This is a genomic window from Mucilaginibacter rigui (assembly GCF_014773275.1).
GTDB lineage: Bacteria > Bacteroidota > Bacteroidia > Sphingobacteriales > Sphingobacteriaceae > Mucilaginibacter > Mucilaginibacter rigui_A.
In genome coordinates, this window is the sequence record NZ_JACWMW010000003.1 from 467,777 (window position 1) to 483,323 (window position 15,547).

Genomic DNA, 15,547 nt, shown 5'->3' on the forward strand with positions numbered 1-15,547 from the left:
ATGGTTAGTGTTAACTAGTGTTAACAAAGGTAGATTGCTGCATTAAAGACACTTATATTTGTAACATCTTGAAAAAAAAACTAACAATTACGTTTGGCATCGCAGTATTAACTGCGTTAAGTATCCTGATTTTTCAGTTATACTGGATTTATAATAATTACCGCAACGCGCAGCATATATTTTCGGTAACGGCAACAAATGCCCTGGAAAAGAGCGTAGACCAATATCAATTGCAGCAAATAGATCTGCCTACCTCACTTAATTATAAAGTGCCTTCGCTAACCGTATTTATGCGAACCCTTCCAGATCAGGACGCAGTAGCTTTAGACTCCACGAAAAGTAAGCAGCTCTTCAAAGCCGAAATGAGTACTGTTGCTATCGATAAGCGAAACGTGCCCGTGGTAAAGGCGCTGATAGCGCGGCTTTTACTTCAACAGTTGCATAAGCCGATAGACCTGAAAGTTTTAACGGGAATTTATAAGGAACTCCTAAGAAAAGAAGGGATTGACGTACCGGTAACCTTGAACTTACGCGGATCTCCTGCTGAAGTACGTCCCGGTGAAATTGCTGCTACGATATCTTATTATAAATCGGCAGTGGTGATCAGCGCGGTAGTCGATAGTAATAAATGGTTGTTACGCCACAATTTGTTACCCGCTTTAGTATCGGTGCTGCTGATCCTCCTTTCAGCAGGTAGCTTGTGGTATATGGGCTTCATCATCCGGCGGCAACTAAAACTTGATGGCATGAAAAATGAATTTATACGCAACATTACGCATGAGTTAAGAACGCCGATGACTATTCTGAGATCGTCCAATGAAGCAATCGCGCAGTTCGGGGTAGCTTCAGATCCTGAAAAGCTTTCGCGATATACGGGAATTAATAATGCAGTTTTAGATAAACTGGAAAACGAGGTGGAAAGAATTCTTGAGATAAGTAGTTTAGAGCGTAATGCTGTTTCGGTAAATTGGCAGCGGGTTGATTTGTCGGAGCTGATACAAGCGGTCACAAAGCGGTTCAGTGGGATTGAAGATAATCGGATTATACTAAAACTTAGCTCGCCGACAACGGAAATCAATACCGATCCCGATAAACTCGATACGATACTAAGTAATCTCATCGACAATGCGCTTAAGTATGGAGGGAATGATACTGACATTATTATTGAATTTTCTGTAGCTCCAAAAAATTGGCAACTCTCTGTAAGTGATGCCGGTAAGGGAATAAGCAAAGAAAATCTGCCTTTTATTTTTGATAACTTTTATAGGGTAGATACCGGGGAATTGCATGACGTTAAAGGATACGGACTCGGCTTAAGCCATGTAAAGCGATTGACAGAGCTCCTGAAAGGAAAAATTGAGGTTCAGAGCAGACTGAATGAAGGCTCCCGTTTTATAATTAATTTCCCTTTAAGATGAATAAAACCAGCCTTTTATTGGTAGAAGACGAACCTGTACTTGCATCAATCATTAAAGAATCGCTCGAAAGCCGTGGATTTACTGTAAGCGTTGCTGGAAATGGCACAGAAGGCTGGAGTTTGTTCCATTCAATTAAACCAGACATTTGTGTTGTGGATGTTATGCTACCCAAAAAAGATGGATATTCTTTAGTTCGGGATATCAGAACGACTAACACACATGTTCCGATCATTTTTTTGACAGCGAGAACACAGACAGAGGATGTGTTAAAAGGTTTGGAACTTGGTGCCGATGACTATATGAAAAAGCCGTTCAGTATAGAAGAACTAATATTGCGACTTAAAGCTTTATTACGACGAAGCGAAATGCCGGAATGCGACAAAGCTGTTGAAGGTGACATAATATTAGGAAGCTTACTTTTTAATCACCAGCATCTTACCATTACAGGAGCAGGAGATACCGCTCATCTTTCTCAAAGGGAGGGTGATTTGCTTCGTCTGCTTATTCGCTATAAAAATCAATTGTTGGATCGCAGAACGGCCTTACTTCAACTATGGGGAGAAGACAGTCGCTTTAACGCCCGAAGCATGGATGTTTACATAACCCGTTTGCGCAAATTTCTTAAAAGCGAATCATCGCTTGAGATTTTAAGTATTCGTGGACAGGGTTACAAGCTGGTAGATAATAATCAATAAAACTACCAATCAGTATAAGCATAATTAGAAAATTGCTTTGCTAAAAAAGCCAGTAGCGTTTATTTGATCAATACTGTTGCTGTTCTAAGTTCCATACGCTTGTGTTTATTTGAAATATGCAATTAGTTGTTTGATAAGTATACTAAATACCTTTTATCAGCTTATAGCTTTGCATTATTATTTATAACAGACAACTATGCTATGAGATGGCTAAGCCAGCTAAGTAATTTGTCGTCGAAAAATATCGAAATATGCCAGTTCAACAATTTAGTTTTTTTACAGATGGCTTGAAGCCAGGCCAGCGCCAAACTTCTGACTACACGGTGGATACCAACCTGGATGACGAGCGCCTTTGGGTACCATTTGGCCCGGGTGTTGCTTTTCAGCCCTGTCAGTTTAGTTTAAGTAATGGTGGCTTTATCGTGATCTTAAGAGCAGACCCTGGTGCGCAAATGCCACCACATTTCCATTCAACATCAGTAGTAGGTTACACCCTTAGAGGTAATTGGAGATATCTTGAACACGATTGGGCAGCTCAACCCGGTACATTTATTTATGAGCCTGCCGGCGAAGCCCACGCTTTAATTGTAGCGCCGGAAGCAAATGAGCCGGCAATGGTTCTATTTATAGTTACCGGAGGATTTATTTACATAGATAATTTTGAAAAGGGAAATATGCTTGCCTATGATGACGGGTTTACTATACTGGAAATTGCTCGCCGGCATTATGCCAGCGTAGGTTTAGACCCCGCATTATTAGATGCTATGATCAGGTAATTATTATTGAATTAGAGGCGCGCTGTGATATATGCTACAAATGAGTAGCGTGCATCACGGCGCAATTTTGTTTTCGCTTAACACTTAATTTTAAAATAGAAATGCGCCCTCATATACAAAAAATGTTTAAATTATTTTACTTAGTAACTGGAATGAGTGTTTTCTTAAGCTGCCGATCTGCTAATGATTATTTTGTAATTAACGGACATTTGGTTGGACATCACGCCAGTAAGACCGTTTACCTGTTTGAGGCCGACAGCGCTGGTTTCAAAGCTGTGGATTCCGCCTTAATCCAAACCAACGGGCAGTTCAATTTTTCTAATACCACCTTTAATCCACAGATTTACAAAATAGTAATTGACAATAATGACTTTAATTTAATTGTAAAAAATGGTGAGAAAATTGATTTCAGGACAGATCTTTCCGATTCCACTCATGAGTATAAAATTGGAGGTTCAGCTGAGTCTCTTAAATTATTGGATTATAGAAAAATAGCGAGCCATTTTGATAGTAGTAGAAATATGATTCTCAAAGCTTTTCAAAACGATGAAATTAAAGGTGTTGATCGGGACAAATTATTGAAAAAGTACATTCCCTTTATCAAAGCGATAGCTGATTCAGCTGATCAACTGAGTCTGCAATTTATTCAAAAGAATAAACAAACCCTTGCTGGTGTATTTGTTGCATCAACGCTTGATGAGGTTAAAAATGAGAGTGTATTGGTCAAATATGCCAAAGAATTAAAACTCAGCTATGCAAACAGCTTTGCAGATAATTTTAAAAACAGATTACTAACATTAGCCCCAACCACGGTTGGAAGTAAAGGCGTTGGATTTTCAATAAAAGATATAAATGGCAAAACGGTAAGCTTAAATGATTACAAAGGCAAGTATGTATTGATAGACTTTTGGGCATCTTGGTGCCCCCCTTGCAGAGCTGAAAATCCCAATGTTGTCAGGATATTTCATCAGTATCAAACAAAAGGATTGAATATCCTGGGAGTTTCCCTGGATACAGATATCAATGCCTGGCGAAAAGCTGTCGCAGCAGATGGATTAGCCTGGACGCAGACCTCAGATCTGGCACAATTTGATGGTGTAACAGAAAAGCTATATCATATTGAGGTTATCCCTTCCAATTTCCTGATCGGTCCTGACGGTGTTATTGTTGCCAAGAATGTCTTCGGAGACGATTTGGAGATTCTTTGTAAGCGTTTGTTTAAATAAAATTGTTGTGAATATACTGAGGTAATAAAATTTCACGGGCGAACACATGATGAGTTTTATTGTGATGAACGAAGCCAGATTTAGGCTCGCGAATACTTATTTCAAGCAAAATTATTTTAACTGGTATTGGTTTGCTTAACGATATAAGAATACTGTTTCTTTCTATCCACCAATATGGCAAGACTAATTTAATTGGCCTTGCTCTCTTCAAGCTGTATCATATCGTGAACAGCCTATTTTTTTGCGATTTATTCGCGTACCTGAGAATGTATTTTAGTACAGGCCATTATAGGAAGGGTATTTTTTGATAATTATCTCTCACCAAGAATTCAATTCATTTATGATAACTTTTGGTTATTGATCATCACGTTTTACGATATAACGAACAACTGTTCTAACTGTACTTTTGACATATCAATCACCAAGGACAGTAAAAAATGGAAAACCCAGAATCACAAAAAGATCTCGTTAAAGCAGTAGTCAAGCTTTCGCGATATATGGTATATATTAGCTTTATCGCGATTGCCTGTATCGCTATCATCATCATTTCTTTGGCGAATATGGGTCCGACCATAACGAAGCCAACCACAGTGACCGGGAGTATTACCCCGTCAATAGAAGCCTCGATCGGTACGACGCCCCGTTCTATCCCGGCCGACGCCTGGAAAGCACCTGACGTAAGTGACATTCCGGTCGGTAAAGCGGGTGGTGCCATTCGTTATGGCCGGGAATTGATCGCAAATACTGCCCGATACTTAGGGCCTAAAGGAAGCGTAGCCATGATAACCAATGGAATGAATTGCCAAAACTGCCACTTGGCCGCTGGTACTAAATTGTTTGGAAACGACTATGCGGGTTTTATAAGTAGCTACCCTAAAATGAGTGGGCGTAGTGGTAAGGTGGAGCCCGCTTCTGAACGTATTAAAGAATGCTTTGAGCGCAGTTTAGCAGGAAAGGCACCTGATACATCAAGTAGAGAAGTACAATCGATATTGGCCTATATGAAATGGGTAGGCAAGGATGTGAAAAAAGGCCGAAAGCTATTCGGTAACGCCACTGAAAAGATAGCGTTTATGGATCACGCAGCTGATCCCGTAAAAGGCAAGGAGGTTTTTGTAATGAAATGCCAAAGCTGCCATGGCTCTAATGGCGAAGGCCTTTTGAATATAGATAAAAAAACATATACCTACCCACCGTTATGGGGAAAGCATAGTTATAACGATGGCGCCGGAATGTACAGGCTGACCAACTTTGCCGGATTTGTCAAAAACAATATGCCTTTTGGTGCAACCTACCAAAGCCCACAGCTGACAGACGAAGAAGCGTGGAACGTAGCCGCTTTTGTGAATTCACAACCCCGGCCGCACAAAGATCAACACAAGGATTGGAGCGACCTGAAGAAAAAGCCTATCGACTTCCCATTTGGCCCTTACGCTGACGGTTTCAGCGAAAAGCAGCATAAATTCGGACCTTTTAAACCAATTAAAGAAGCACAAAAAGAATTAATCAAATAAAAAATCATAAACAAATAAAACCATGAAAAAGTACACATTCCTACTCGCAGCATTCGCACTGTTGGCTTTTGTAAAACCAGCCAGTGCGCAAAAAACTAACCAGGCCACCTTTACCGGCGCTAAAGCTAAACTCAAACACTATAATGCGTTGTACATCATCAACTCCAACGACGAAAAAAAGATTAAAAGTACCTTGCGCAATATTGACAACGCGATAGAAGATCCACGGCTTAAAGGTAAGCTGCATGTAGAATTAATTGCTTTTGGTGATGGTGTAGCGGTTTATATGAAAAACAGCACCTACGAACAAACGCTGAAAGACCTGCAAGCCAAAGGTGTAGTATTGGCACAATGCAACAACACTTTAAAGGAAAGAAAAATAAATAAGGACCAATTATTCCCTTTTGTTTCGCTGGTGCCAAGTGGTAACGGAGAGATCATTTTACGCCAGTATGAAGGATGGGCAACTGTACATCCCTAAGTATTACCGCAATTAAATATTAAATTTAAATAATAAACATGAAATATCTACAGAAAATAACAATTGCAATCGCAGCAACAATCACCCTGGCCAGCCAGGTAAAAGCACAGGATCATCGCTTTGATCCGCCGTGGAACACACCGCCGGAAAGTAAGGTAATGTTTACCGTGCCTGGCGTAGATAACGTACCCGATTTATTTGGCGACATTAACGATCCACAGTTAGTTGTATTCTTTGCAGGAAACCAGTTTATGTGCATAGATGATCTGATGGCTGCCTTTAAAAAGGAACACCCGCAGTATCAGCGCATCTTCGCAGAAACATTGCCACCAGGGATATTAGCCAAACAGATCACCGGCGGCTCCATTACCATTGGTAATATGCGAATCACTTTAAAGCCTGACGTCTATACTGCAGGAAAAAACAAAATCGATCAAATGCCCGAATATTTCAGCAGGACAGAGCCATACGCCTATAATCAGTTGGCAATTATGGTTCAAAAAGGAAACCCAAAAGGTATAACGGGTTTGAAAGACCTTGGCCAACCAGCAATAAGAGTAAGTATGCCGAATCCTGAATGGGAGGGTATTGGCAAGCCCATAGAAGAGGCCTATGTGTTGGCTGGAAAGGAAACCTTACGTAAAACCATTATGGACGACAAGGTAAAAGATAGCACTACCTACCTTACGCAGATCCACCACCGCCAAACACCTATGCGCATCATGTATAATCAGGCAGACGCGGCGCCTGTATGGTATAGTGAGGCATATTACCAGAAAATGCTAAACCATCCAACCGATCTGGTAGAGATACCCGCCAAAGAAAATATTACCGCCACCTATGTTGCCGGGCAAATGAAAAATGCACCGCATGCACAGGCAGCTAAAGATTTTATGGACTTTTTAATCAGCCCAACAGCCAAAGCCATTTACCGCAAATACGGATTTAAAACCAAATAACCGACGAATATGAAAATAATTGAGCCTGATAAAAAGGTTAAGTTGGTGATCAATATCCTACATGTACAGGGCGTAATTTTAACGAAGTATTCCGGGCGATCGACTCTCTACAATAAACCAACAAATACGGCGTAGCTACACTTGCGAACAGGGAGTCCGCCGAGGATGTCATCGTAGTATTAGAGATCAAAATATATTACAAAACTAACACGTCACAATTTAATTAAAAGACAATTTTATTAGGGCAAAACAATTAATATCATAGCAATTATATTAGTATTCGCATTTTGGTGTTTCCTTTGATACTAAGAAATGAAAGAGTAGCTTAAACTTATTTTAAAAACATTCAAATGTTAGATTTTCGATTACAGGTTTTTTATACCGTAGCCAAAAGGTTAAATTTTACCAAAGCCTCGGCAGAATTATACATTAGCCAGCCTGCGGTAACTAAACATATTAAAGAATTGGAGGCCGCCTATAAAACATCGTTATTTGAACGCAGCGGAAATAAGAAAATCGTTTTAACACCCGGCGGTGAAATGCTATTGCAATATGCAGACAAGCTATTATCGGTCTACAAAGAACTGGAGTTTGATATGAACCTGCTGGTGAAACAACATGCAGGCACACTCCGTATTGGTGGCAGCAATACCGTTTCGCAGTATGTGATACCGCCGGTTCTCGCTCAATTTCATCAAAAATTTAAAGATGTGCAAGTTAATTTGGTTACCGGGAATACTGAGCAAATAGAACAGGCGCTGGTAAATAAAGACATTGAACTCGGTATTGTAGAAGGAATTCGTCGTAATCCGCAGCTCAAATACCAGGAATTTATAGCAGATGAACTGGTGCTGGTTTGTAGTATAAAAAATAAAACGATTAAAAAAGACGCTATAAAACCAGAAGAGTTAAAAAGTATGCCGCTCTTACTACGCGAACCAGGATCAGGCACACTGGATGTAATCGCCCATGCACTTAAGCAATTTAGCATTAAAATATCAGATCTTCAAACAGAGATGCAATTAGGTGGCACAGAAAGTATCAAATCATACTTATTGCATAGTAATTGTTTCGCCTTTCTTTCAATTCAGTCTATATTGAATGAGCTTAAGACAAATACCCTTAAAATAATAGATATTAAAGATTTGGTCATTGAACGGCCATTCTACTTTATTCAACCACATGGTCAACCATCATCTTTGGCTGAATTGTTTATGCGTTTCGCCAAGACCTACCGACGGGATTAAAGCTATTGCCGGGCTTTTAGGGGGCTTCTAATAAAACAATATGCCTTTCAGGGATTTGCAGTCTGTCTTTCGAGTAGTTATCCGTTATTTTTTTAAAGTGTTCAATAACTATTGTCCTCAAATGGTAGTAAATCGAATAACTTATGGTTATTGTCGATGCCTTTTTACGATGTAAATGGGAGGGCTATATGGTGGATCTTTGAGTATAACAAAAATGAAATCATCATGAAAATATTTCAATTAGTAGGCCGCACCGATCAGGCCCACTCGGCCTTTTGTCCGGGATGGCATCGAAAAGAAAAATCAGAGGCCATCTGATATATTTGTGGAACCGGGCTTTGAAACCTTATCGCATTTTTCCTTTATCTTTAAAAAGCAATCCCACCTTTCGCCCTCTGATCTGCTGCGGCAAAAATAGTAGTAATGGAATATTAAATGGCTATAGGCGCTGCCTCTTGAATCGTTTGAAATCTTTATTGTTACGATCAGCTTATCACCCCGATGGTACCAGACCCCGGCATAGAAATTTATGAAAAGGGTTGCACGAACTGGCGACCCTCTTTTAATTTAACTAACCTTTAGACCCGGTTGCTAATGATCCAACAAGTCCGCTTAAGACTGTAAATGTCAAAAGTCCAATAGCCAGTTAAGCGTTATTTCACAACCGGAAAATTACCCCCGTCAATAAAATAATTCGCTCCGCTGATATAAGATGCTTTTGGTGATGCCAGGAAGTAAATAAGCTCGGCCGTTTCTTCCGGTTCAGCCATTCTGCCCAGCGGTACCCCTCCAACACGGTCAAAGAGCCTTTGGGTCATCTTATCAAACGTGATACCCTCTTTGGCTGCCAGCTGACCCAAAAAATCCGACATCGCTTCTGTTTTATTTAGCCCGGGAGAAACGGTAAGTACGCGGACGCCATGCGGGCCAGCTTCATCGGCCAGCGATTTACTGTAGGAATTTAGCGCCGCTTTGGCCGCACTGTAGGCCATAGTCGACTCCCAGATGGGGAACTGCCCGCTTGTAGAAGAGATGTGGATGATCACACCGCTCTTATTTTCCAGCATTTTTGGTAATAAGGCGCGGTCTAACCGCACCGAAGATAGCAGGTTGATCTCCAGCGCCTGATACCAGTGCTCGTCAGCAAGCGTACCGAAGCCGCCGCCGGGAAAAATGTTCGCCCCCATGTTGTTGATAAGAATATCAACACCGCCAAATCGCTCGCTGATCTCTGCAGCAACTTTCTCTATATCTTCACGCTTAGCCAGATCGGCAGTAATAAAATGATACAGCTTATTATGCTCATCCGGCTCATTCCTTGCTGTAACAATTACGGTTGCTCCGGCCTGTAATAGTCTTGCGGTTATCGCTTTACCTATACCTTTGGTGCCGCCTGTTACCAGTGCTATTTTTCCTTCAAGGTCTTTAATCTGTTGCTTCTGTGTTTCCATATTTTTATGATAATTACTTTTGTTTCACAAAGAAACTAAAGCAAATGGCTTATATTTGAAGGCATTACTGCTATTAGTGGTTACCAGCAGGTAACTAAAGCAAAATAGTGGTAACCTATTGGTAACTAACAAATGAGAAAGATGTTGCAAAATCCCGAAAACTGCGCTGTTGTAAGAACGGTAGGTTACATCGGGAACAAATGGAAACCAATTATACTGGTGCGCTTGCTGAACGGGGGGAAGGTCCGGTTTGGCAAGCTCTGTGTGCAAATGGCTGATATTTCACGCAAAATACTCAGTCAGCAATTGAAGGAACTGGAAGAGGATGGACTGATTATCCGTCATACTTATATGGAAAAACCGCCGCGGGTGGAATACGAGTTAAGCGAACTGGGCAAAACGCTTATTCCGGTGCTGAAAGCTATGTATGACTGGGGAAATCATATCGCACCGCCGGAACAGCGGGGTACTTGGGATCCAATAGTAAGATGATAACCCTACTTCGATCATACAGTAATAGCGGCTATATTTTCACTGCCCGTTTATACTTTGCCTAGTCTTCGGCCTGATATTTTCACGTGCAGTGCGCCCCGGTAGAAGATCCGGATGGGCCCAACAAGAGGTCATAACGATCTCAGTTCCGCCCGGAAATAAAGGTTAGGGATGTCCCTATAATTCTGTTTCAGCATCGATTGGTATCCGGTCAAACCTATTTCCTGATCATTGTAACACAAATATTCAGCAACAAAAATTTGCAGCTCGCCCCATGCTTGCCGGTTCAAACACTCCAGGTAATCACGATAAATGTCCAGAAGGGTAAGTATGATGTATAACTAACAAAAAGCAATCACTGGTTGTTTTATCGCATGTATTACTTAAAAGGGGTTATCGCCGCGAAGTAAGAGCAATAGGTACATGGAATTATCAGGTTGCAAAGATATTTATAACTTGTACGACGGCAGGATAAATTGAAATTGGTAATAATTATCGTTGTTTATGCTACTAAAGCATCGGCCGAATATATTTGCCAGCAAAAAGGGTGTAAGTTTTGACACGGGATAGGGGGTAACATATCTCCGAAATGCCCACATGATCAGGTCAACTTTTGTGGTGGTGTTTTTTTCTTAAAAATCTGTCCTTTTATAAAAACTTAACTCTACTGGCAGGGAATTTGTATATAACCCCAAATCATTAACTATAAATTTAATCGACTTGAACAGTTTACAAAACGGCGCATTCGATCTCTCTAACGAGACAACTCGAGAAGATTTTAATCTGCTTTTAAAAGCTCTGGATGCTTCAATTTCGGGAATCATATTAACAGATAACCGCTTACCGGATAATCCTATTATTTATTGTAATAAAGCGTTTGAGATAATTACCGGTTACGACCGAAGCGAGATAATAGGACATAATTGTCGTTTTTTGCAGAAAGAGGACCGCGACCAGAAAGAGCGGGCAATATTGCGGGATGCGATCAAAAATGGAAAAAATTGCGTTGTAGATATCCGTAATTATAAAAAAGATGGCACCTTTTTTTATAATGAGCTATTTATGTCACCCATCAAGGATGAAAACGGAAAAGTAAATTACTTTATCGGGGTTCAAAATGATGTATCTCTTCGAAAAAAGGCTGAACAGGATCTGCGTAAGCAGCAAGAACTGATGGAAAAGCGTGTGGCGGAACGCACACAAAGCCTGAAAGAAAACGAAGATTACCTGGCCAGTATAGTGCAGACCGTTAGGGAAAGCCTGATTGTTTTAAATCCAGAATTTAAGGTTCTCAGCGTTAACGATCATTTCCTGAAAACTTTCAAAGTGACAACCGAAGACACGGAGGGGAGGTTGTTGTATGAGCTGGGGAACGGACAGTGGAATATTCCCGCGTTAAAAGAACTGCTGGAAAGTATTTTGCCCACCAATAATCCCGTCGAAGAGTTTGAAGTAGAGCATGACTTTCCATATATTGGTAAGAAATTAATGATCCTGAATGCGCACCGTATCGAGCTGGAAGGCCAGTATAAAGACCGTATCCTGATCGCTATTGAAGATATTACTGACCGCCGGGAGATAGAAAGGCGAAAAGATGATTTTCTGTCTATAGCCAGTCATGAACTAAAAACCCCGCTGACTACCATTAAAGGGCTGGTACAAATTATGCAGCGCATGGTACCTCCGGGGTTGGATGAAAAATTCAGTTCTGTGCTGGATAAGACAGGTGTGTATGTAGACCGCCTGAATAATCTGATCGCAGAATTGTTGGATGTATCCCGTATCCAAACCGGCAATATAGAGCTTCACAAGGACTTGTTCGATTTTGACAAGGCAGTGCATGAAGCAGTAGAAACTATTCAGGTAGCGACCAAGTCCCATCAAATCAAAATATCCGGCAGTACCAATGAAAATGTGTCCGCAGATGAATCTCACATTGTGCAGGTCATCAATAACCTATTATCCAATGCCATTAAATACGCTCCGGACCATAAAGAGATCGATGTGTATCTTTCCCGCGTGAGCAATTTTGTAAAGCTATCTGTTAAAGACCGCGGGATGGGGATCCGGGTGGAAGATCACAAAAAGATCTTTGACCGCTTTTATCGCGTTGGGGATATTCAACAGCGGTTTCCGGGAATGGGGATAGGATTATATATTTGCGACCAGATAATTAAAAACCACGGAGGTACACTTTGGGTAGAGAGCGAACTCGGCCAGGGTTCGGTATTTAGTTTCACACTTCCTTTAAATAAACATGCTGCCTGATGTATACCAAGACAATTTTGATTTGTGATGATGACGAAGGCATTTTAGAAATGCTGGCGATTATTTTGGAAGGCAGCGGTTATACTATTATTCCGGTTCAGAATAGTTTAAATATTTATGAAACGATAGAAAGGGAGCATCCAGATCTTTTATTACTGGATTTATGGATGCCAGTCTTATCGGGGGATCAGGTGCTCAGAAGCCTGCGTAATAACCCGCAAACGCATGAACTGCCAGTGATCGTCATTTCGGCCAGTCGGGATGGCCAGAAGATCGCAGAAGAGGCCGGGGCGACGGAATTTATGTCCAAACCCTTTGATCTTGATTTTTTATTGCAGAGGATCCACCAATATTTAAATTAACAAAGCTATTTACAGGTAATTAGAGGTGACCAAACGCCAAAGAGATAGATCGATAGAAGCAGTCGGCCCGGAGAACGCTTCGCCCATTACTGTAGCATGTGCGGACAGCCAGTCAAAAAGCTTTTCTTCATGGGCGGATTGTGTAGGCAGCATCGTTCCGCGAAGAAATAAGTATACATCCGGTCTCTTACATTACCCGATAGCGTCGCTGCAGGCTTGATCAATTGAAAGGTAAATATAACACGGCCCGGGTAACTGCGTAAACCGCCTCTGTAACCTTAAATAGCCTGATGATCATGCCTGTAAATTGTCAGAAAAGAAATGGTCCAAATGGCGGTATTATTGATGTTAATTTACTGATCGGAAGATTCTTCTATTTATTCCAGGCGGTCACCGAACACTCCCTTGGGCAATATTGTTGCCAAGGTGGATAATCTATTCCTGCCACCAACAATCTTGTAACCTAATCTTTAGCCATTACATATTTAGCGGTTATCAGCAGCAATAATGTCCGGTCGGCTTTAGCCTCATCATAATTTTCTTTAATAAGCTGTTTAACTTGCTTATTTTTTAATTTAACGGCTGCCATTTCCAGCACCTGAAACGACGCCATTTCCATACTTTCAATATTTTGCATGTAGAAGGCGATGGACATATCGCGTAGCGCAGGCTCTTTACTATGCAATTTGATATCAGCAAATGCATCATCCACCAAGCCTATTAATCCGTTACAATTGCCTTTTCCATTTTCTGCATCCAGCATAGTATAAATGATGTCCATTCGGGCTAATTGCCTTTCAACATCTTCCAATGTTTCCAAAATAGCATGTCGGAGATCAGTAAAATGTGCTTCGTCAGCAATCTCAGGCAGGTGTTTTACCAAATGTAGTTTTGCCTGGTAAATTTTGTCAAGATTATTAATGAAATATATTTGCAGTTTTTTATCACCAAGAGTGATTTTTCCAGGTACTGAACGGTCTTTATTATTTTCCATTAGGTGAGATTAAAAACAAATGTACAATTAATGAAAAGATTTGGACGCAATCAAGCCAACCGTTTTTTAACCTGTATCAGCAAATCATAGATATCAAAAGGCTTTTTTATGTAAAAGTCAGCCCCACACCCATTCGCAAGCATCGCCAGATCGGTCTCAGCAGAAACCAAAACTACGGGCAAATTTTTAAAAGCAGACTGCGCCTTGATCTCTGCACAAATCTCGTCACCTCTTTTGGCCGACCCTTCGATGCGAACATCTAATAAAATCAGATCAGGATTGATCAAATGGATTTGGTTTGCCGCTTCACCAGTATTAGATATAACAACGTTAAATCCATCGTTTTTAAAAACGACATGCAGGATATCCAGAATATCTTCGTCGTCATCAATAATCAGTATCCTTTTGTTCATAAATGAGAAAGATGCAATAATCGATCCCTATTAAAGATTTTAAAGGTGAAATTTAAAATAAATCGCCATTAGGGCAACTTTGGTTAAAAGTGATGCACTAATATTGCCTGTAATGAAATTTATAAAATGATAACACTGCTAAGTGTAGACTATAACTCACTTTGTGTATGGAATTTAATAGCAGGAACACTCCCAACTACTATCCGGAAGTTATGCAAGAAAAGTAGGGCCACTGTTTCCGTGCACTCATTTATTAGGAAAAGAAAATCAGGCAGGGATAACTAACCTTTTAAACGGCACCATCATCATGATAGGAAGATAATGCATACTCATAGATGAAAGCCTGATAGAAGCTACTGGCATGACCGATCATCACAAAGCGGGACAATTACAGCCGCAGAAACTAATACGTATTACGCTCGGAAGGTTAGTCTATGCTAAGCCTGATATCCAAACTCGTGAGATTGGGCGTAGTAATGAATATTCACGAAAAAAGTTAGTTATTTAATGAAATGCTGTATCAATAAAATACAGCATAGATAAAACTCAATAACCTGTTAAAAATTAACCTTAACAGGTTATCGAGATATTTATCTTATTTAATTTCTATCACAAAGTCTTCAATTGGGTTTCGCACCTTTTTCATTGGTGCAAGCCAATCGTTTTCATCACGGTAACCTAAGTACAACAGAACAACACTTTTAAGCCCTAAAGATTTAAGGTCAAGCAACTCATCAACTAAATTACTGTCAAATCCTTCAGCCGGGGTACTATCTATCTTAAGTTCGGCTGCTTGTGCAATAGCCATCGCAAAGGCGATGTAGGATTGACGGGCAGTATGTACGAAGTTTTGCTCCGCAGGTTCATTCAGATAAATGTTTTTGATCTTATCAGTATAGCTGCTGAACCTGCCTTGAGGCAAGCCTCTCTCATCGGTAATTCGATCATAAATGTTATCTATCCTTTCGGCTGTATACCTGTCCCAGGCTGCAAAAACCAGCACGTGTGAACAATCAACCATCACCTCGGGGTTAAGGGAGCTTGGTGCAAGTTTTTTCTTGATTTCCTGATTGGATACAACCAGTACACGGAACTGCTGCAAGCCTGATGAAGTGGGCGCTAACCGTGCGGCTTCAACAATTTTATCTATATCTTCCCGGCTTACTTTTTTTGTCGGGTCGTATTTCTTAGTGGCATATCTCCACTTCAGGTCTTCTATTAATGACATTGTATATAAATTTAAAAAACTGC

15 protein-coding genes are annotated in these 15,547 nt (G+C 40.6%); 11 read left to right on the plus strand and 4 right to left on the minus strand.

The window, feature by feature from the left end:
• Nucleotides 1–68 precede the first annotated feature (68 nt).
• The 8 genes from IDJ75_RS15565 to IDJ75_RS15600 all read left to right on the plus strand — a co-directional run bounded on the left by IDJ75_RS15565 (nucleotide 69) and on the right by IDJ75_RS15600 (nucleotide 8,316).
• Complete coding sequence (locus IDJ75_RS15565; RefSeq protein ID WP_191176545.1) at nucleotides 69–1,418, plus strand: sensor histidine kinase; 1,350 nt, start codon at nucleotides 69–71, stop codon at nucleotides 1,416–1,418.
• Complete coding sequence (locus IDJ75_RS15570) at nucleotides 1,415–2,113, plus strand: response regulator transcription factor (RefSeq protein ID WP_191176546.1); 699 nt, start codon at nucleotides 1,415–1,417, stop codon at nucleotides 2,111–2,113. The genes IDJ75_RS15565 and IDJ75_RS15570 overlap by 4 nt, the downstream gene beginning before the upstream one ends.
• 251 nt (nucleotides 2,114–2,364) lie before the next feature.
• On the plus strand, nucleotides 2,365–2,889 hold the full coding sequence (locus tag IDJ75_RS15575; protein WP_191176547.1) for a 2,4'-dihydroxyacetophenone dioxygenase family protein: 525 nt from the start codon (nucleotides 2,365–2,367) through the stop codon (nucleotides 2,887–2,889).
• Nucleotides 2,890–3,011: 122 nt separating this feature from the next.
• Nucleotides 3,012–4,115, plus strand: coding sequence for a TlpA disulfide reductase family protein (locus IDJ75_RS15580; RefSeq protein WP_191176548.1), 1,104 nt, complete (start codon nucleotides 3,012–3,014; stop codon nucleotides 4,113–4,115).
• Nucleotides 4,116–4,552: 437 nt separating this feature from the next.
• The gene (locus IDJ75_RS15585) at nucleotides 4,553–5,629 is read left to right on the plus strand and encodes a c-type cytochrome (RefSeq protein WP_224746628.1); all 1,077 of its coding nucleotides are present in this window, start codon (nucleotides 4,553–4,555) and stop codon (nucleotides 5,627–5,629) included.
• A 22-nt stretch (nucleotides 5,630–5,651) separates the two neighbouring features.
• Nucleotides 5,652–6,110, plus strand: coding sequence for a DsrE family protein (locus tag IDJ75_RS15590; protein ID WP_191176549.1), 459 nt, complete (start codon nucleotides 5,652–5,654; stop codon nucleotides 6,108–6,110).
• A gap of 38 nt (nucleotides 6,111–6,148) precedes the next feature.
• Nucleotides 6,149–7,069 carry a molybdate ABC transporter substrate-binding protein gene (locus IDJ75_RS15595; RefSeq protein ID WP_191176550.1) on the plus strand — a complete coding sequence of 307 codons (921 nt, stop codon included), beginning with the start codon at nucleotides 6,149–6,151 and terminating at the stop codon, nucleotides 7,067–7,069.
• Nucleotides 7,070–7,419: 350 nt separating this feature from the next.
• Nucleotides 7,420–8,316 (plus strand): LysR substrate-binding domain-containing protein, encoded by an 897-nt coding sequence (locus tag IDJ75_RS15600; protein WP_191176551.1) that lies wholly within the window; start codon nucleotides 7,420–7,422, stop codon nucleotides 8,314–8,316.
• 653 nt (nucleotides 8,317–8,969) lie between these two features.
• Here IDJ75_RS15600 and IDJ75_RS15605 read toward each other — a convergent pair.
• Nucleotides 8,970–9,767: an SDR family oxidoreductase gene (locus IDJ75_RS15605; protein ID WP_191176552.1), complete on the minus strand. Its 798-nt coding sequence runs from the start codon at nucleotides 9,765–9,767 to the stop codon at nucleotides 8,970–8,972.
• Nucleotides 9,768–9,899: 132 nt separating this feature from the next.
• Between IDJ75_RS15605 and IDJ75_RS15610 the strand changes: the two genes are divergently transcribed.
• The 3 genes from IDJ75_RS15610 (at nucleotide 9,900) to IDJ75_RS15620 (ending at nucleotide 12,889) form a co-directional block, all read left to right on the plus strand.
• Entirely contained in the window at nucleotides 9,900–10,259 is a 360-nt protein-coding gene (locus IDJ75_RS15610; RefSeq protein WP_191176553.1) for a winged helix-turn-helix transcriptional regulator, read from the plus strand.
• Between the two features lie 720 nt (nucleotides 10,260–10,979).
• Nucleotides 10,980–12,527 carry a PAS domain-containing sensor histidine kinase gene (locus IDJ75_RS15615; RefSeq protein ID WP_224746629.1) on the plus strand — a complete coding sequence of 516 codons (1,548 nt, stop codon included), beginning with the start codon at nucleotides 10,980–10,982 and terminating at the stop codon, nucleotides 12,525–12,527.
• Entirely contained in the window at nucleotides 12,527–12,889 is a 363-nt protein-coding gene (locus IDJ75_RS15620) for a response regulator (protein WP_191176554.1), read from the plus strand. The genes IDJ75_RS15615 and IDJ75_RS15620 overlap by 1 nt, the downstream gene beginning before the upstream one ends.
• A 463-nt stretch (nucleotides 12,890–13,352) precedes the next feature.
• Here the strand turns inward: IDJ75_RS15620 and IDJ75_RS15625 are convergent, their stop codons facing one another.
• The 3 genes from IDJ75_RS15625 to IDJ75_RS15635 all read right to left on the minus strand — a co-directional run bounded on the left by IDJ75_RS15625 (nucleotide 13,353) and on the right by IDJ75_RS15635 (nucleotide 15,524).
• Complete coding sequence (locus IDJ75_RS15625; RefSeq protein WP_191176555.1) at nucleotides 13,353–13,883, minus strand: DUF892 family protein; 531 nt, start codon at nucleotides 13,881–13,883, stop codon at nucleotides 13,353–13,355.
• 50 nt (nucleotides 13,884–13,933) lie between these two features.
• Nucleotides 13,934–14,296, minus strand: a complete 363-nt coding sequence (locus IDJ75_RS15630) for a response regulator (RefSeq protein ID WP_191176556.1) — start codon at nucleotides 14,294–14,296, stop codon at nucleotides 13,934–13,936.
• A 595-nt stretch (nucleotides 14,297–14,891) separates the two neighbouring features.
• Entirely contained in the window at nucleotides 14,892–15,524 is a 633-nt protein-coding gene (locus IDJ75_RS15635) for a nitroreductase family protein (RefSeq protein WP_191176557.1), read from the minus strand.
• Nucleotides 15,525–15,547: the final 23 nt, after the last annotated feature.